Below are 16870 nucleotides of genomic sequence, written 5' to 3'. Positions count from 1 at the left end.
GATCAATAATAATCAATGCTGTTTTTAATCGTAAATTTGTGCTCAACCGCTGGCTTAACGCTTTCATCCTTAATACTCAGCTCGCAGCTCACCGGGTTGTTATGGCGGTCGTATTCACAGCGTTGTTGCACCGTGCCAAGCTGCTTATCATTAAGCAAACTCACCGCGGAATAATCCAGTTTTTTGCGCTTATCTTTTGATGGCGTTGCCGCCACGGAAAGCTGTTGCCCGCCAGACTTTGTGGTTTTTCCCAGCGGATACCCATCAGCATCGTAGCGATAGTTCACTTCCATCTCTTTTCCATGCGCGCTAACAATGAAACCTTTGTCGTCCGTATCCCAGGTGACGCCAGCGGATGGCAATTCAGCCAGCTGGCATTTGCCCTGCAGTTTTATCTTTTGCTGCTGCGTCTCTGCATCGAGATAAAAATTGGCATCCAGTACCAGCGCAACGCCCGTGTTCGCGTCCAGATCGTGCAGCTCGAGTTTGTCGAAACACCCTTCCGCAGACATCGTGCCAGTAACACGTTTGGTCACTTCACCTTTTTCGTCAAACAGCGTCTGGGTGAAATCTTTTACGGGTCCACGTAGCGGATCAAAATCAAATTCATTCGAAAAACTGGCCATCTCTGGCGTGAAAGACAGCGGCGCGGAGGCGTTATCACATCCTGCCAGCACGCTTGTCAGCGCCATCATCACTGCTAATTTCTTCACATTTTCACCAATACGTGGACATTAACTCCATTAATATTAGCAATATACAGAGGTTTACTTCCGGGTAAAACCTCAATTCAGAATAATTATATCCTGCCAGTTCAGAAAGAGCGTCAAGCCACTGAGAAATTTAGGCTAAAACAGCTTCTACAATCGATAAATAAGACGGGGTATGTATCACACGATTGATTTTTAACCCTGAGCCAGCCAGCATATCGGCATATTCTCGCTCAGTCCGTGCACGCCCTCCCTCAAAGCTGGTCAACAGTAAAAGGTCGATCTCATATCTCCCTGGTTCATTATTATTATCTTTAATAACAGGTTCCAGAATTAACAGTCGGGATTCTGCTTTCATCGATTTCCGGCATGTTTGCAATATTTGACTGGCCTGAGCATCTGACCAGTCCATCAGAATATATTTAAGTAAATAAATATCGGCTTGCGGACATTGTTCAAAGAAACTGCCTGCGACGGTGTCCCAACGCGTATCGTCATCTAATAAATGCAGCCGATTTCCCGCAAGCACTTTTTCTTGATCGAATAATATGCCATGTAGTGATGGATTCCTGCGTAAAACGGTTAACAATAAATTCCCAAAACCACCAGCAATATCAATTACCGAGGCCCCTTCTGGAAAATCATAACAGTCGACAAGCTCTTCGTTTTCGACGCTCGACATCGAAGACATGCCTGCATGAAAAACATTCTCCTCGGTTGCCGCGTTATCTTGCCCCCAATACTCATAAAACGACATGCCAAACATACTGTTAAACACGTCTTTCCCGGCAACAATATCACTGATTTCCGCCGCCGGTTGCCAAAAGGTATTATCCGTGAGCATCAGCACCGCTGCGCGCAAGGAGTGTTGATGCTCGGCGCATAAGAACCGGGCAGTCGGGGTGAGTGAAAACAAGCCGTCCGACGATTCATGAAACACATTTCGGGAAGCAAGCATTCGCATAACACGCAGTAAAAACGCGCCATCGACGTGTAATTCACTCCCAAGCTGATCGGCTGTTTTGTCCCCTTCAAGGAGTCGGTCAGCCACACCCAGTTCAGCTACCGCCCGCAATGAGGCTTGCCAGACAAATCCCATGCTCTGCTCTAACAAATACATCGCATCTTTACGTTCCACTTCCGACAAACTTATTTGAGTTAACATTATATTTCCTTATTCGATATGTTTTTATAAAATACCTAAAATGAAACATCCATTAGCAAGCCTAAGCACCAACAATTAAATGCGCAAATATCAAAAACCATAATTAAAAAGTGCAATGGAAAGAAGTCTCTACGCTTTTTTATTTAATGTAAGAAATAATGGCCAATAATTTATTTGAATTTCTTTTGATAAAAACACTTCCGTTACTGAAGAATAATTTCTAAGATTTTTCAGAAAGTTGCCTTACATGACGAAGAGTGAAGCCCTGCCTGCTAAAATGAATGTCATACACAGACAAAAGGAGTGCTTTATGAAACGGTTAACCTGGATTACCACCCTATTGTTGATCGGTGCTTCACCCGCGGCGCTGGCCTCCCCGGATTCTTGCGAGCGCTTAAAGAGCGATATTCAGCAGCGCATCATCAATAACGGCGTTCCTGAATCGGGTTTCACGTTGAATATTGTCCCTAACGATCAGGCCGATCAGCCGGATGCGCAAGTTGTGGGTCATTGCGCCAATGATACGTTCAAGATCCTCTATACGCGCACCAGCAGCGGTAACTCTCCTGCCAGTAGCGCAGGCGCACAAGAAAATGCGCCAACCGAGCCGCAATAAATATCCGCATAATGCGCCCGCCATTGATGGGGATTAATGTTTAATCCCCCTGATTACGCCACACTCTCTCATCATTCTCCCTCCCTATTTTGAAGCGTGAAAACAGTCACGCGAGCAAGGAATGTTGTGATGAAAGAGGTTTCCCACCGCGAGTCGTTTGCCATCATCGCCCGAGCCCTCGGTGCAGTATTTTATTTTCCCCCTGACAGTGAGCAGGCAGCGCCACTGGTTACCGCGTTAACAACGACCGACTGGTATCGTGACTGGCCGCTGGCAGAAGAATCTTTACTGCCCGTCGCGGATAAACTGCGCACAACCACGGATGAAACCCTGCCCGAGGCCTGGCAGCGTTTGTTCATCGGTCCATGGGCGTTGCCTGCTCCGCCGTGGGGCTCCGTCTGGCTGGATCGTGAGTCCGTGCTGTTTGGGGAGTCCACTCTCGCGCTGCGTCAGTGGATGCGCGATAACGGCATTACCTTCGATATGCCGCAAAACGAGCCGGAAGATCATTTCGGGACAATGCTGATGCTGGCTGCGTGGCTAAGTGAAAAGGGTCACGAAGACGCGTGCGATCAGCTGCTGGCATGGCACTTGCTGCCATGGAGTCAGCGTTTCCTGACGGTGTTACGTGAAAATGCTCGCCATCCTTTTTACGTCGGCATCGCTGAACTTGCGCAGATGACGCTGGTTGACTGGCAATCGCGGCTACCGATCCCGGTCATTGAAAAAACGCTTTATCGTTAACCCTTCCCCCGTCCGCACGGCTGAATGCTCTGCCGTGCGCCGCCTCGCTTGTTACGGTGTCACTTTTGGCGCATTACGTTTAGGAGAATTCTGGCGACACGCCTTCAGCCCTTCTCCCGTAAGGCGTAACCCCCTGTTTATGCTGCAAACACCGCTTCAGTAATTTTGCCGCTTCGCTGGAACCCTTCCCATTCGCTTGCTATAGGTCATGTACCCCTGCCGATACATGGCATAACAACAGGCAATCAATGGGTTGCAATAACGCATGCGCACAGGGAGACACATCGCAATGCAATCATCTTTACTGAAACGCACGCTGCTTTTCGCCGGCGCGATAGTTGTGGTCCTCGCTCTGCTGACGTGGGGAATTGGACTGGATACGATAAAAGCGCGTCAGGTGGACCTGCTTTATTTGGGTCAGCAGCACATGATTTTGGTCTTCTCTTCGATGTTTTTTGCCCTCCTGGTCGGGATCCCGAGCGGAATATTACTCAGTCGCCCGGCGGCGCGAGGCGTTGCCGAATACGTGATGCAACTCTTTAACGTCGGTAACACGCTTCCGCCGCTGGCCGTTCTGGCGCTGGCGATGGTGGTGCTGGGCATTGGCGATAAGCCCGCGATCGTCGCGCTATTCCTCGCCTCACTGCTGCCGATTGTGCGTAACACCTATGCCGGTCTGTGCTCAGTGCCAGCGTCTTTGCTCGAAGCTGCGAACGGTATCGGGATGACGAAATGGCAGCGTTTATACCAGGTGGAAATCCCGAACGCGTTACCGGTAATGCTGTCCGGTATCCGTATTGCGACCGCGATTAACGTGGGTACCGCGCCGCTGGCCTTCCTGATTGGCGCCAGCAGCTATGGCGAACTGATTTTCCCGGGCATCTATCTGAACGATTTCCCGACGTTGATTTTGGGCGCGGCAGCGACAGCCCTTTTTGCACTGATTCTGGACACGTTGCTCGCGGCGCTGGGCCGCGTCATGAGCCCGCACATTGCGCGATAACAATAACAAGGAGCCTTTATGAGACTGTCTTCAAGCCTCGCCGCGCTGGCTGCAGCCGCATTCATCGCGACACAGGCGCAGGCCGCACCGTTAGTTTTGGCCACTAAAAGCTTTACCGAACAACATATTCTTTCGGCCATGACCGTGCAGTATCTGCAAAAAAAAGGTTTTGAGGTGCAGCCTAAAACCAATATCGCGACGGTGATTTCGCGTAACGCCATGATCAACAAACAGGTTGATATGACGTGGGAATATACTGGCACCTCGCTGATTATCTTTAACCACATCAATAAACGCATGTCGCCACAGGAATCTTACGACACCGTTAAACGTCTGGACGGCAAGCTCGGTCTGGTGTGGCTGAAACCCGCGAATATGAACAACACCTATGCGTTTGCGATGCAACGTAAACGCGCTGAAGCAGAACACATCAATACCATGTCGGAAATGGTGGCAAAAATCGAACAGGTGCGTAAAACCGATCCGGATAACAACTGGATGCTCGGGTTAGACCTCGAATTCGCCGGACGTAGCGACGGCATGAAACCCTTGCAGGAAGCGTATCAGATGGAACTGGATCGCCCGCAGATTCGCCAGATGGACCCAGGGTTAGTCTATAACGCCGTGCGAGATGGATTTGTGGATGCCGGGCTGGTGTATGCCACCGATGGCCGCGTGAAAGGATTCGACCTCAAAGTACTGGAAGACGATAAAGGCTTTTTCCCGAGCTATGCCGTGACACCTGTGGTGCGTAAAGACACGCTGGAGGCGAACCCGGGTCTGGAAGAGGCGTTGAACACCCTATCCAGCCAGCTGAATAACGACGTTATCACCGAGCTAAATAAGAAGGTAGATATCGACCATCAGTCACCGCAGCAGGTCGCACGTGATTTCCTGCGTAGCAAAGGGCTATAGGAGGCGTTATGGATACGATTCACTACATGCTTGATAACTGGAGTTTTCTGCTCACACTGACGTTTCAGCATCTGTGGCTGGTGGGGTTAGCGGTTGGTCTGGCGATTATTATCGGCGTACCGCTGGGGATCCTGATTGTGCGCCACAAATGGCTGGCAACGCCCGTACTGGGGATTGCGACGATCGTGCTCACCATTCCGTCGATTGCGCTGTTTGGTTTGATGATTCCGCTCTTTTCGCTGATCGGTCAGGGGATTGGTGCCCTGCCCGCCATCACCGCCGTGTTCCTCTATTCACTGTTACCCATTGTGCGTAACACCCACACCGCGCTGGATAGCCTGCCGCCGGGTCTGCGTGAAGCCGGGCGTGGGATTGGCATGACGTTCTGGCAGCGTCTGCGTTGGGTAGAAATCCCGATGGCCTTACCGGTGATTTTTGGCGGGATCCGTACCGCCGTGGTGATGAATATTGGTGTGATGGCCATTGCTGCCGTGATCGGCGCGGGTGGTCTGGGTCTGCTGTTGCTCAACGGTATTGGCGGCAGTGACATCCGCATGTTGATCGCGGGTGCATTGATGATTTGTCTTTTAGCTATTGTGCTCGACTGGCTGCTTCATCGCCTGCAGGTCGTGCTGACTCCGAAGGGGATTCGATAATGATAAAACTGGAAAATCTCACTAAACAATTTTCGCAGAAAAATGGCCAGACGTTTAAGGCCGTCGACAACGTCAACCTCAACGTACCTGAAGGTGAAATGTGCGTTCTGCTTGGCCCGTCCGGCTGCGGGAAAACCACGACGTTGAAGATGATTAATCGCCTGATTGCACCGAGCAGCGGCAACATCCTGATTAACGGCGAAAACACCAACGAAATGGACACGGTGACGCTGCGCCGTAACATCGGCTACGTGATCCAGCAGATTGGTTTGTTCCCTAACATGACCATCGAAGAGAACATTACCGTCGTCCCGCGCATGCTCGGCTGGGATAAGGCGCGCAGTAAAGCGCGTGCCGAAGAGCTGATGGATATGGTGGCGATGGACCCGCATAAATTCCTTCACCGCTACCCACGCGAAATGTCCGGCGGTCAGCAGCAGCGTATTGGCGTGATCCGTGCCCTGGCGGCGGATCCTCCGGTTCTGCTGATGGATGAACCGTTCGGCGCGGTTGACCCGATCAACCGTGAAGTGATCCAGAACCAATTCCTGGAGATGCAGCGCAAGCTGAAAAAGACGGTTATGCTCGTCAGCCACGATATTGACGAAGCGCTCAAGCTGGGTGACCGTATCGCCGTGTTCCGTCAGGGACGGATTGTGCAATGCGCCAGCCCGGATGAACTGCTGGCGAAACCGGCCAATGAATTTGTCGGCTCGTTTGTTGGTCAGGACCGTACGCTGAAGCGCCTGCTTCTGGTGTCGGCGGGTGACGTCACGGATCAGCAGCCGACCATTACGGTGCGCGAATCGACCTCATTACCGGAGGCTTTTGCGACTATGGATGACAATGATATCCGTGCGATTACCGTTGTGGATGGCATGGGTAAGCCGCTGGGCTTTGTGAAACGCCGCGAAGCGCGTCAGGCCACCGGTTTTTGTGCCGATGTGCTGCATCCGTTCAGAATGACGGGCAAAGCGGAAGACAACCTGCGCGTGGTGCTGTCGCGTCTGTATGAGAGCAACACCAGCTGGATGCCTATCGTTGACGAAGACGGCCGCTATAACGGCGAGATTTCGCAGGATTATATTGCAGAGTATTTAAGTTCTGGTCGCACGCGTCGGGCGCTGAATATTCATAGCGACAGTTAAATCCCACGTTCTATAGGCAATAAAAAACCGGGCGCTAAACTGCCCGGTTTTTTGTTTTCTGAGGCGGCGTTACGCCACAACCCGGTCTACCGTTAGGGCATCATTAAACATCGTAAGATCGATGTAATGAGCCAGATCGCGCTGTTCGGCGCGTGGCAGATATGGCAGCTCGCCCACCAGCGGTCCCGGCAGTTTCTTGCTGAGCACCTCGATGATTTCTGCATAATGCGCAAGGCCTGGATTGATGCGATTAGCCACCCAGCCGACCAACGGCAGACCGTCGTTCGCGATGGCCTGAGCCGTCAGCAACGCGTGGTTAATGCACCCTTCCTGAATACCCACCACCATCAGCACCGGCAGTTGTTCCTGCACAACCCATTCGGATAAGGGACGCAGATCGTTCATCAGGCTACGCCAGCCGCCCGTCCCTTCTACCACCACATGATCGGCCATCGCACTCAGCTCAGCCAGACCGTTCGACAGTAAGGAATAATTAATAAGACCACTGTGCGCGACGCTACTTTCGTTTTCACTCAGCGCAATGGGATTGATCGCATGATAAGGCAGTTCAAAACTTGAGACGCTTTGCAGCACCAGCGCATCTTTATTGCGTAGGCCTTCTGGCGTCTCTTTACTGCCTTTCGCGACCGGTTTGTACCCCGCCACACTTTTACCGTCCGCCGCCAGGGCTTGCAGTAAAGCGCGGGAGACCACTGTTTTACCAACAGAGGTATCGGTACCCGTTACAAAGAAACGCTTAAGCATGACTTACTCCACCGTTATGCTTTGAAAATATAAACCAGGTAAATAATTCAGTGGAGTGAGTCTAAGGTATGCGCGCAGAGTCCAGATTGAGATAGCGCAAATTTTATGGCATCAGTGAAAAAACAGTTAACCCTGCAACAACCGGATTAATAGCGAGCCGTTATACATCGCATCTTTCACCAGCGCCGCGCCTGCCATGGTGCCTTGGTTAGAAAACTGGGTGCTTTCTACCACGATATTTTTGCTGTACGCCGGAAGGGATTGCTGACGAATACAGTCGGAAATCGCCGGGAACAGAATATCGGCGGCCTGGCTCAGGGGTGAGCCAATCAGGATTTTTTGCGGATTAAAGAGATTGACCATAATGGCCAAAATGCGCCCGACGTTGTTGCCCACGCCGGTAATAATATCTTTTGCCAGCAGATCGCCCTGCCGCGCCGCGCCGCACAGTGAATCCATGGTTAAGGGTTGACCATGCAAAGACGAGCTCATGGACTGGCTCAGACGTAACTGCGCCAGCTCCATCACGCTTTCGACGCTGGCGATGGTTTCCAGACAGCCATGATTGCCGCAATAGCAGCGCTTGCCGTAGGGGTCGACCTGCGTATGGCCAATCTCCACCAGGCTGCTGCTGCCCGCATGCAGTAAACGCCCGTCGGTAATGACCCCCGCGCCCACGTTGTGATCGATAACCACCTGAATCACATCACGCGCACCGCGGGACGCGCCAAACAGCGCCTCCGCCATCGTCCAGGCGCTGATATCGTGCTGGATATAGACCGGCACGCCGGTATGCGCTTTGAGCACTTCGCCCAGCGGCATGTCTTTCACATCGTCATAAAACGGCATTCGGTGGACAATCCCATTTTCCGTATCAATGATTCCGGGCATAGTGATCGCAATCGCCGTTAAGCGCTCGAGCCTTTGCTGATGACGGATAAAGAATTGATCGATATGAATGACAATACGCTCGAGCAGCGTTTGCTCAGACTGGAGCGGCAGCTCAAGGCGGTCTTCCACCACCATTTTGCTGCTCAGGTCGCGCAGTGCGAGAAACACTTCGCCACGACTGATCCTGATCGACAGGTAATGCCAGGCTTCTGTCTCCACCACCAGGCCTACCGCCGGACGGCCACGGCTGCCGGGTTCCTGAATTTCAGTTTCCTGAACCAGGTGGGCTTCCAGCATTTCTCGTACAATTTTGGTAATACTGGCAGGTGCCAGTTGCGCCAGGCGAGAAAGATCGATACGCGAAACCGGACCAAGCTGATCAATCAGACGGTACACTGCGCCCGCATTGGTCTGCTTAATCTGATCAATATGTCCTGGCTGACTATCAGCAGCAACCACCTCTTACATCCTTATTTTCGCGCTTCGAAATAAACTTTGGGCTATGGTGAAGCACTTGACACGTGGTCGTCAAATATTTACTTAGCCTTGTGATTTACTGCACATTTTTTACGGGCATTATAGCAAAGATTGCTTACCGGGCCCCGTCAATCAGCTGTTTTTTGAAACGCTGTGCCGCATTGCTGAGCTCATGATGTTTTGGCCAAACCAGCCACATTTCCGACACGGCATCCTCTTCAGCTATCGCCACCCAACGCATTTCATTTAGCTGCACGCGCTTAAACGAGGCGGGCAAAATGGACACCCCTAGCCCGGCCGCGACCAGACCGATGATGGTCATGGCTTCACCCACTTCTTGCGTAATCACTGGCGTTAACCCGTAACGACGCATCAACCCTAAAATATCATCGTACAAACCGGTCCCAACATGAGGATCGAAAAAGACAAACGGCTCCTGTGCCAGCTCGGCCAGCGTCACCGACGGCTGCGCCGCCAGCGGATGATCCCGCGGGATCATCGCCATTAACGGTTCCCGTAAAATCACCTCCCACGCCAGCGTGTCGGGCAACTGCGTGTTGCGCATGAGCCCCAAATCCAGCGATCCCTCATTCAGGGGAACAATCTGTTCACGGGTATTAATCTCGCGGGTCTGGATATGCACATCCGGATAATGACGACGAAAGGTAGAAAGCGTATGTGAAACCGCACTGATAAACGGCGCTGATGAGGTAAATCCGAGACGCAGTTCACCCGTTTCGCCCAGATGTAGCCGCTCCGCACGGGCAGCCGCGTCATTCACCAGACTCAGCACCTGACGGCTATCCGCAAGAAACTGTTTGCCCGCTGCCGTCAGGCTGACGCTTCGGTTGGTGCGGGCCAGTAGCCGCGCGCCCACCTGCTGCTCAAGGATCTGAATCTGCTGACTCAGCGGGGGCTGGGAGATATTTAGCCGCGCCGCCGCACGGCCAAAATGCAGCTCCTCGGCCACGGCAATGAAATAGCGTAAATGGCGCAGCTCAATATTCATATGTTTAACGTATCATTTGAGATTATTAATATATTAGACAGAATATTGACAATTTCCTACCCTGATCCTGTGGTCATTCCCATCCCCCGTCATCGCGGGGACGTTTTCGCAAGGATCTTACGTGAGTCGTACAACAACCGTTGATATCGCCCCGGCAAGCGACATTGATGATTTACCTGCAACACCTCAGCCAGCCCAATTTATTAAACGTGGTACAACCCCTTTCATGCGCGTCACGCTGGCGCTCTTCTCAGCAGGACTGGCGACATTTGCCCTGCTGTATTGCGTTCAACCTATTCTTCCCGTGTTGTCTCATGAATTTGGCGTGTCGCCTGCCAGCAGCAGTATTTCGCTCTCAATTTCAACCGGTATGCTGGCGGTCGGTTTACTGTTTACCGGCCCGCTTTCTGATGCTATCGGACGCAAACCGGTGATGGTCACGGCGTTACTGCTGGCCTCTGTGTGCACCCTGCTGTCGACAATGATGACCAGTTGGCACGGGATTCTGGTGATGCGCGCGCTGATTGGGCTATCGTTAAGCGGCGTCGCGGCGGTTGGCATGACCTATTTGAGCGAAGAAATTCATCCCAGTTTTGTCGCCTTTTCGATGGGCTTGTACATTAGCGGGAATTCGATCGGTGGCATGAGCGGCCGCCTGCTCAGCGGTGTTTTCACCGATCTCTTTAACTGGCGCATCGCGCTGGCGGTAATTGGCTGCTTCGCCCTTGCCGCCGCACTGATGTTCTGGCGAATTTTGCCAGAATCGCGTCATTTTCGTCCCACGTCGCTGCGGCCCAAAACGCTGTTGATCAATTTCCGCCTGCACTGGCGCGATAAAGGTTTGCCGCGCCTGTTCCTGACCGGCTTCCTGTTAATGGGATCTTTCGTCACGTTGTTTAACTATATTGGCTATCGCCTGATGCTCTCGCCGTGGCATTTGAGCCAGGCGTTTGTTGGCTTGCTGTCGGTGGCGTATCTCACTGGCACCTGGAGTTCGCCCAAAGCTGGCGCAATGACCGCGCGTTTCGGACGCGGTCCGGTCATGCTGACGTCCATCGGCGTGATGCTGGCGGGATTGCTGATGACGTTGTTCTCATCTTTATGGCTAATTTTCGCCGGAATGCTGCTGTTCTCCGCCGGTTTTTTTGCAGCCCATTCGGTCGCCAGCAGCTGGATTGGCCCGCGCGCCCGTCGCGCTAAAGGCCAGGCCTCCTCGCTGTATCTCTTTAGTTACTATCTGGGTTCAAGCATCGCCGGGACGCTCGGCGGCGTTTTCTGGCACCGCTACGGCTGGAATGGCGTCGGTGGATTTATCGCGTTGATGCTGTGCGCAGCGCTGCTGGTGGGGATGAGCCTGCATAAACGTCTGCATTAACGTTGAATAACCTCGTGTTTCAGTCGGACCGATGCTACTTTTTGTCATTGCCCGATTCAGACACGAGGACTTCATGAACAACAATAACTATCAACAACTCACCCGCACGTTCCAGCGTCTCTCCCGTTTCTCGCATCTTTCCTCCATCGCCAGTTGGGATATGTTCGCCATGATGCCACCAGGCGGCAGCCAGGCCCGAGGTGAAGCCCTGGCCGAAATGAGCGTATTGCAGCATCAGATCCTCACCGATAAGAAAGTCGGTGAATGGCTGGCGTCCGCCGAAAGCGAAGATTTAAACGACGTCGAACAGGCCAACCTGCGTGAGATGACACGACTCTTCCAGCAAGCGTCTTTACTGCCGGAATCGCTGGTTGAAGCCAAATCACTGGCGGGGAGCAAATGTGAACACGCCTGGCGTACGCAGCGCCCGGCCAACGACTGGCAGGGTTTTTCCGCCAATCTCAAAGAGGTCGTCAAACTTAGCCGTGAGGAGGCGCGCCTGCGTGCCGAAGCGAAAGGCTGCACCCCTTATGATGCGCTGCTCGATATCTTTGAACCGGATATGACCAGTGCCCGTCTGGACAACGTGTTTGGTGACTTGAAATCCTGGCTCCCGGATTTGCTCGCCCGCGTGGTGGAAAAGCAGGCGCAACAATCCTTTGTTCCGCCGCAAGGGCCTTTCCCGACCGCCGTGCAGCGTGAGCTCGGCCTGGAAGCCATGCAAATGCTGGGCTTCGATTTTAATGCGGGTCGTCTGGATGTGAGTGCGCATCCGTTCTGCGGCGGCGTCCCTGAAGATGTCCGCATCACTACCCGTTACGACGAAAACGAACTGTTGAGCGCGCTGTTTGGCGTGGTACATGAAACCGGCCACGCGCGTTATGAGCAAAATCTGCCGCGCAACTGGCTCGGACAGCCTGTCGCTCTGGCGCGTTCGACAGCCATTCACGAATCACAAAGTCTGTTCTTTGAGATGCAGCTCGGTCGCAGCAACGCCTTCCTGAAACACCTGCTCCCGGCTGTTCATGCGCGTTTTGGCAGCCAGGCCGCCTTCAGCGAAGAGAACTTTATCGCCTGGAACCAGCGCGTGAAGCCGGGTTACATCCGCGTCGATGCGGACGAGGTGAGCTATCCGGCACACGTCGTGCTGCGCTACGAAATCGAACGCTCGCTGATTAACGGTGAAATCGAAGTGGAAGACATCCCGGCGCTGTGGGATGAAAAAATGCAGTCCTGGCTCGGCCTGTCGACCAAGGACAACTACCGTAACGGCTGTATGCAGGACATCCACTGGACCGACGGCGGCTTTGGTTACTTCCCGTCGTACACGCTGGGCGCGATGTATGCTGCGCAGCTGTTCAGCGCGGCGAAAAACGCGTTACCCGGACTGGAGTCATCGATTGCGAGTGGCGACTTCTCCGCGCTGTTTGACTGGCTACGCCAGAATATCTGGCAGCACGGCAGCCGCTTTACCACCTCGCAGCTCATTGAGCAGGCAACCGGTGAAGATCTGAACAGTCGTTATTTCCGTGAACATCTCACCTCCCGCTATCTGTAATAGCCCGCGCCGGGGCCTGTCCCCGGCGCTGTACATTCCGTTACACGCCGAAACCAATGACTCACGGAAGCCTCAACCTCAAATGGATATAGTTATTTCAACGGCCCCGCAGTGGGGTTAAATGAAAAACCAAATTCGAGGGTATGAGAATGAAAAAAGTATTAGCTCTGGTTGTTGCCGCTGCTATGGGTCTGTCTTCTGCTGCGTTTGCTGCTGAAACTACAGCGTCCGCTGCACCTGCTACCGCAACAGCGACCACCATGAAAGCGGCGCCAGCGAAAACTGTGCACCACAAAAAACACAAAAAAGCGGTTGAGCAGAAAGCTCAGGCTGCTAAAAAACACCACAAAAAAGCAGTGAAAAAACAAGAAGCCGCTCCTGCAACGACCACTGCTCCCGTTGAGCAGAAAGCCCAGGCTGCGAAAAAACACCACAAAGCTGCTGCTAAACCTGCCGTAGCGCAGAAAGCGCAAGCCGCTAAAAAACATCATAAAAAAGCAGTGAAACACGAAGCGGCTAAACCTGCTGCTCAGCCAGCTGCGTAAGCGTTCGAGCTTAATCGCGCCCCTCGGGGCGCGTTGCAGACCGGTGCTGAACCGGAGTCGGATCAGCGCCGTTTTTATTTCCGGAGGCCGTATGCTGCGACGCTATCGGTTTGAGTTCATTCTTATCACGCTTATTTTATGCGCGCTCATCGCCTGTCGGTTTTATCTTTCCTGAATGTAGCACGCTGATTTTACTCCCACTTTCTCGCCGTCCCGTCTATAGTATTTTAATAGGGTTCACGTTTAATAATCATAATTACCCCACCAGAGTGTGATATGCGGAAAATAGTTGTGTGCTTACTGGGAACGTTCTGCCTCTTTTCTGGTTTTAGCCATGCGGATGACGGCGACGATGACGCTGTGAACGCGAAAGAGATCAAAACGCTTTTTTTTGGTCATGATGACCGTACGCGTGTCGCCGATCCGACTGAATCACCCTGGGATGCCATTGGGCAACTGGAAACCGCGAGCGGTAACTTATGCACCGCGACCTTGATCTCTCCTCATCTGGCGCTGACCGCCGGACACTGTCTGCTTATTCCGCCGAAAGGCAAACCGGATAACGTCGTTGCGCTGCGTTTTGTCTCCAAAAAAGGCGTCTGGCGTTATGACATTCATGGCGTGGAAGGTCGCGTCGAACCGTCGCTGGGTAAACGCTTAAAGCCCGACGGCGATGGCTGGATTGTTCCCCCGTCAGCCGCGGAGTGGGATTTTGGTTTAGTGGTGCTGCGCTATCCGCCGTCAGGTATCACGCCGCTGCCGTTATTTGACGGCGATAAAGCCGCATTGACCGAGGCGCTCAAAGCCGCCGATCGCAAAGTCACCCAGTCCGGCTATCCGGTCGATCATCTGGATTCACTCTATACGCACACCGATTGCATCGTCACCGGTTGGGCGCAAACCAGCGTGCTATCGCATCAATGCGATACGCTGCCGGGCGACAGCGGTTCACCGTTGATGTTGAAAACGGATAAAGGCTGGCAATTGATTGGCGTGCAAAGTTCTGCTCCGGCAGCCAAAGATCGCTGGCGCGCGGATAATCGTGCGTTATCGGTGACCGGTTTTCGCGACAAACTGGAAGCGTTGTCGCAGGAATAACTCAGCAGTATCTGACTTTACGCAATTCAATAATCGCCTCGATGGGCATCGGCTGACTGAACCAGAATCCCTGCAGTTGGTCACAGCCCGCGAGGCGCAGTAGTTTCATCTGCTTTTCGTTTTCCACCCCTTCAGCAACCACTGCCATGCCCAATGCGCTCGCTATACGCACCGTTCCGCTGACCAGCGCGATCGCCTGCTCGTCGTTATCCACCAGCCCGGCCAGGGATTTGTCTATTTTGATGGTATCGAAATTAAAGCGGCGCAAATAGCCAATGCTGGAATAACCCGTTCCAAAATCATCCAGCGCGACGGCGGTTCCTAACGCTTTTAAATTGGCGATGGCGGCGCGCGCACGTTCAGGATTTTCCAGAACGTAGGTTTCGGTCACTTCCAGTTGCAGCCGATTTGCCGGGAAACGGGTCATCTCAATGACTTTCGCGACCTTTTCTTCAAACTCGGGATCGCGAAATTGCGCGGGAGAAATATTGACTGACAGTTTCAGATCGCTGAAGGGCTCCAGATCCTGACAGGCGCGGCGCAACACGAACTGACCGAGGCTATAAATCAGCCCGCTGGTTTCAGCGATGCTGATAAATTCATCCGGTTTCAGTTCCCCCGCCGGACGACGCGGCCAACGCACCAGCGCTTCAACGCTGGTCATTTTCTGGCTGCGCGCATCAATAATCGGCTGATACCAGACATCGAATTCATCGCGTTCCATGCCGTCGCGAATTTCGTTTTCTATCGCCAGCTGCCGCTCGCGAGCGCTGTTCAGCTCGGCATCATACTGTGTGATGCGCCCTTTTCCGGTGATTTTGGAGTGGTACATCGCAATGTCTGCCCGGCGGAATAATTCCGAGCTGGTGCATTCGATCAGCGTTCCGCTGGCGAGCCCAATGCTGGCGCTGATATGGATGGTGCGTTCACCAATGCGTACGGGCGCATCCAGGAACGCCAGAACGTCGTTTGCAAAGGTCAGGGCCTGTGCCTGCGAGTCGTCCCCGCCAATGGTCATCGCGAATTCGTCGCCGCCCATTCGGGCCAGCATACCGCCCTGCGGCACCCTCTCGCTGAGCGCCTTTGCCAGCAGAATAATGAGTTCATCGCCCACGTCATGGCCGTAAATATCATTCACATCCTTAAAGCCGTCCAGATCGATAAAGACCACGGTTTTCACGTCAATATCACCGCGCAAACTCACCCGTTCCAGCTCTTCGATCAACGCGCGTCGATTCGGCAGATGACTCAGCCAGTCGGTACGCGCTACGCGTCTGGCCTGATTTTCGCCCCGTGCGAGTTTGTATAGCCCCACGCTGCTCACCAGAATAAACAGCAAAATCAGCGCCGAGGCCAGGATAACGATTTGTGTGATTTGGTTTGAGGCTGCCCTTGCCGCCTGCGCTCCCGGCTGCTGTGGCTGCCAGTTGAGGTAACCCAGGATTTCACCTGCCGAACTTTTTAGCGGAGTACTGTATTCGCTGATGTGATCCCGGGTGAAATGCAGGTTTTCTATCTGGAAGGTATTTCCCAGATCGCTCAGGATCTGAGGGCTGATATGGCGCGTGATCACCAGATAACGGCGGACGTTATTTTTCACCTGCAAGCGCCCCACCATGGGACGAATCAGCCCAATCCCGACAAAGGCGACACCTTGACGCGTGCGGGTGATCCCGGCAAAAATTTTCGTTTCTGCCTGCAATGCCTGCGCATTTTCTCGGATCAACGCTTTCAGGCCGTATCCAAAAAAGTCGAGGTTGGTTTCTTTAAACGGCTGGCTTTGAAGTGAGCCCCACATGACATGGAAATGCTCGTCGAGCACGAATGTGCCGTCGTACAGGTTATTGATTTTAAAGCCTGCACCCCATGTGTTATACAGCCAGTCGGTATTTAACACCGGCGGATAAACTTCCCGCACGGCGTCATCCCAGACGGCATTATCAATCACCAACGACCAGACGCGATTCGTCGACGTCTGGATCGCCCCCTGAACAGACAGCGCAGAGCGGTGTTCATCTATCTCATTGGTTTTACTGCTGATCAGGTGCAGCGAAAGGTAAAGCAGCGCGACCACGGAAACGACCAAACCGATCCCCGCCATAAAAATCATGACAAACAGCGTTTTTGCGGAAGGAATATTGCGCCAGCTTAAGGGGTTATACATTCGCTGCTCTCTTGGAATGACATAATTCTAA

At 53.1% G+C, this 16870-nt stretch carries 17 protein-coding genes; 11 read left to right on the top strand and 6 right to left on the bottom strand.

Features of this window, described 5'->3' with window-relative positions; all coding sequences use genetic code 11:
• Positions 1–2 precede the first annotated feature (2 nt).
• Both I6L74_RS18110 and I6L74_RS18105 read right to left on the bottom strand, forming a co-directional pair.
• On the bottom strand, positions 3–713 hold the full coding sequence (locus I6L74_RS18110) for a YnfC family lipoprotein (RefSeq protein WP_072241835.1): 711 nt from the start codon (positions 711–713) through the stop codon (positions 3–5).
• Between the two features lie 130 nt (positions 714–843).
• A complete protein-coding gene (locus I6L74_RS18105) occupies positions 844–1875 on the bottom strand; it encodes a methyltransferase (protein ID WP_059178798.1) in 1032 nt (343 codons plus the stop codon).
• A 310-nt stretch (positions 1876–2185) separates the two neighbouring features.
• Here I6L74_RS18105 and I6L74_RS18100 point away from each other — a divergent pair, with 310 nt between their 5' ends.
• The 6 genes from I6L74_RS18100 to osmV all read left to right on the top strand — a co-directional run bounded on the left by I6L74_RS18100 (position 2186) and on the right by osmV (position 6957).
• Positions 2186–2491 carry a DUF1161 domain-containing protein gene (locus I6L74_RS18100; protein ID WP_059178797.1) on the top strand — a complete coding sequence of 102 codons (306 nt, stop codon included), beginning with the start codon at positions 2186–2188 and terminating at the stop codon, positions 2489–2491.
• Positions 2492–2620: 129 nt separating this feature from the next.
• Positions 2621–3235 (top strand): Tat proofreading chaperone DmsD, encoded by a 615-nt coding sequence (gene dmsD, locus I6L74_RS18095; RefSeq protein ID WP_059178796.1) that lies wholly within the window; start codon positions 2621–2623, stop codon positions 3233–3235.
• A 289-nt stretch (positions 3236–3524) separates the two neighbouring features.
• Complete coding sequence (gene osmY, locus I6L74_RS18090; protein WP_059178795.1) at positions 3525–4238, top strand: osmoprotectant ABC transporter permease OsmY; 714 nt, start codon at positions 3525–3527, stop codon at positions 4236–4238.
• Positions 4239–4256: 18 nt separating this feature from the next.
• Positions 4257–5153 (top strand): osmoprotectant ABC transporter substrate-binding protein OsmX, encoded by an 897-nt coding sequence (osmX, locus tag I6L74_RS18085; protein ID WP_059178794.1) that lies wholly within the window; start codon positions 4257–4259, stop codon positions 5151–5153.
• Between the two features lie 8 nt (positions 5154–5161).
• A complete protein-coding gene (gene osmW / locus I6L74_RS18080; RefSeq protein WP_059178793.1) occupies positions 5162–5809 on the top strand; it encodes an osmoprotectant ABC transporter permease OsmW in 648 nt (215 codons plus the stop codon).
• Positions 5809–6957 carry an osmoprotectant ABC transporter ATP-binding protein OsmV gene (osmV, locus tag I6L74_RS18075; protein WP_059178792.1) on the top strand — a complete coding sequence of 383 codons (1149 nt, stop codon included), beginning with the start codon at positions 5809–5811 and terminating at the stop codon, positions 6955–6957. Before osmW ends, osmV begins: the two co-directional genes overlap by 1 nt.
• A gap of 69 nt (positions 6958–7026) precedes the next feature.
• Here osmV and bioD read toward each other — a convergent pair whose 3' ends face one another.
• The 3 genes from bioD to ynfL form a co-directional block, all read right to left on the bottom strand.
• Entirely contained in the window at positions 7027–7722 is a 696-nt protein-coding gene (bioD, locus tag I6L74_RS18070) for a dethiobiotin synthase (RefSeq protein WP_059178791.1), read from the bottom strand.
• A gap of 126 nt (positions 7723–7848) precedes the next feature.
• Positions 7849–9072: a sugar metabolism global transcriptional regulator Mlc gene (gene mlc, locus I6L74_RS18065; protein WP_059178790.1), complete on the bottom strand. Its 1224-nt coding sequence runs from the start codon at positions 9070–9072 to the stop codon at positions 7849–7851.
• A gap of 133 nt (positions 9073–9205) precedes the next feature.
• Positions 9206–10099, bottom strand: a complete 894-nt coding sequence (gene ynfL / locus I6L74_RS18060; RefSeq protein WP_059178789.1) for a multidrug efflux transcriptional activator YnfL/SxtR(Kp) — start codon at positions 10097–10099, stop codon at positions 9206–9208.
• Between the two features lie 121 nt (positions 10100–10220).
• Between ynfL and ynfM the strand changes: the two genes are divergently transcribed.
• From ynfM to I6L74_RS18035, 5 genes are all read left to right on the top strand, one after another.
• Positions 10221–11474 carry a multidrug efflux MFS transporter YnfM/SxtP(Kp) gene (gene ynfM, locus I6L74_RS18055; RefSeq protein WP_059178788.1) on the top strand — a complete coding sequence of 418 codons (1254 nt, stop codon included), beginning with the start codon at positions 10221–10223 and terminating at the stop codon, positions 11472–11474.
• A 73-nt stretch (positions 11475–11547) separates the two neighbouring features.
• On the top strand, positions 11548–13032 hold the full coding sequence (locus I6L74_RS18050) for a carboxypeptidase M32 (RefSeq protein ID WP_059178787.1): 1485 nt from the start codon (positions 11548–11550) through the stop codon (positions 13030–13032).
• Between the two features lie 149 nt (positions 13033–13181).
• A complete protein-coding gene (gene asr / locus I6L74_RS18045) occupies positions 13182–13577 on the top strand; it encodes an acid resistance repetitive basic protein Asr (RefSeq protein ID WP_059178786.1) in 396 nt (131 codons plus the stop codon).
• A 91-nt stretch (positions 13578–13668) separates the two neighbouring features.
• On the top strand, positions 13669–13752 hold the full coding sequence (ydgU, locus tag I6L74_RS18040) for a small membrane protein YdgU (RefSeq protein WP_106379807.1): 84 nt from the start codon (positions 13669–13671) through the stop codon (positions 13750–13752).
• A 101-nt stretch (positions 13753–13853) separates the two neighbouring features.
• Positions 13854–14675 carry a trypsin-like serine peptidase gene (locus I6L74_RS18035; RefSeq protein ID WP_059178785.1) on the top strand — a complete coding sequence of 274 codons (822 nt, stop codon included), beginning with the start codon at positions 13854–13856 and terminating at the stop codon, positions 14673–14675.
• 1 nt (position 14676) lies between these two features.
• Here the strand turns inward: I6L74_RS18035 and I6L74_RS18030 are convergent, their stop codons facing one another.
• Positions 14677–16839, bottom strand: a complete 2163-nt coding sequence (locus I6L74_RS18030) for a bifunctional diguanylate cyclase/phosphodiesterase (RefSeq protein ID WP_059178784.1) — start codon at positions 16837–16839, stop codon at positions 14677–14679.
• Between the last annotated feature and the right edge of the window lie 31 nt (positions 16840–16870).

Source organism: Lelliottia amnigena, from assembly GCF_019047465.1.
Taxonomy (GTDB): domain Bacteria; phylum Pseudomonadota; class Gammaproteobacteria; order Enterobacterales; family Enterobacteriaceae; genus Enterobacter; species Enterobacter amnigenus.
The sequence above is the reverse complement of the archived record's forward strand: the minus strand, read 5'-3'. Positions and strand labels throughout refer to the sequence as shown.

Coding starts and splice junctions, on each gene's coding strand:
- osmY (WP_059178795.1), top strand. CDS start 3,525: ATGCAATCATCTTTACTGAAACGCACGCTGCTTTTCGCCGGCGCGATA.
- osmW (WP_059178793.1), top strand. CDS start 5,162: ATGGATACGATTCACTACATGCTTGATAACTGGAGTTTTCTGCTCACA.
- I6L74_RS18050 (WP_059178787.1), top strand. CDS start 11,548: ATGAACAACAATAACTATCAACAACTCACCCGCACGTTCCAGCGTCTC.
- I6L74_RS18100 (WP_059178797.1), top strand. CDS start 2,186: ATGAAACGGTTAACCTGGATTACCACCCTATTGTTGATCGGTGCTTCA.
- asr (WP_059178786.1), top strand. CDS start 13,182: ATGAAAAAAGTATTAGCTCTGGTTGTTGCCGCTGCTATGGGTCTGTCT.
- I6L74_RS18105 (WP_059178798.1), bottom strand. CDS start 1,875: ATGTTAACTCAAATAAGTTTGTCGGAAGTGGAACGTAAAGATGCGATG.
- osmX (WP_059178794.1), top strand. CDS start 4,257: ATGAGACTGTCTTCAAGCCTCGCCGCGCTGGCTGCAGCCGCATTCATC.
- bioD (WP_059178791.1), bottom strand. CDS start 7,722: ATGCTTAAGCGTTTCTTTGTAACGGGTACCGATACCTCTGTTGGTAAA.
- ydgU (WP_106379807.1), top strand. CDS start 13,669: ATGCTGCGACGCTATCGGTTTGAGTTCATTCTTATCACGCTTATTTTA.
- ynfL (WP_059178789.1), bottom strand. CDS start 10,099: ATGAATATTGAGCTGCGCCATTTACGCTATTTCATTGCCGTGGCCGAG.
- dmsD (WP_059178796.1), top strand. CDS start 2,621: ATGAAAGAGGTTTCCCACCGCGAGTCGTTTGCCATCATCGCCCGAGCC.
- osmV (WP_059178792.1), top strand. CDS start 5,809: ATGATAAAACTGGAAAATCTCACTAAACAATTTTCGCAGAAAAATGGC.
- I6L74_RS18035 (WP_059178785.1), top strand. CDS start 13,854: ATGCGGAAAATAGTTGTGTGCTTACTGGGAACGTTCTGCCTCTTTTCT.
- I6L74_RS18030 (WP_059178784.1), bottom strand. CDS start 16,839: ATGTATAACCCCTTAAGCTGGCGCAATATTCCTTCCGCAAAAACGCTG.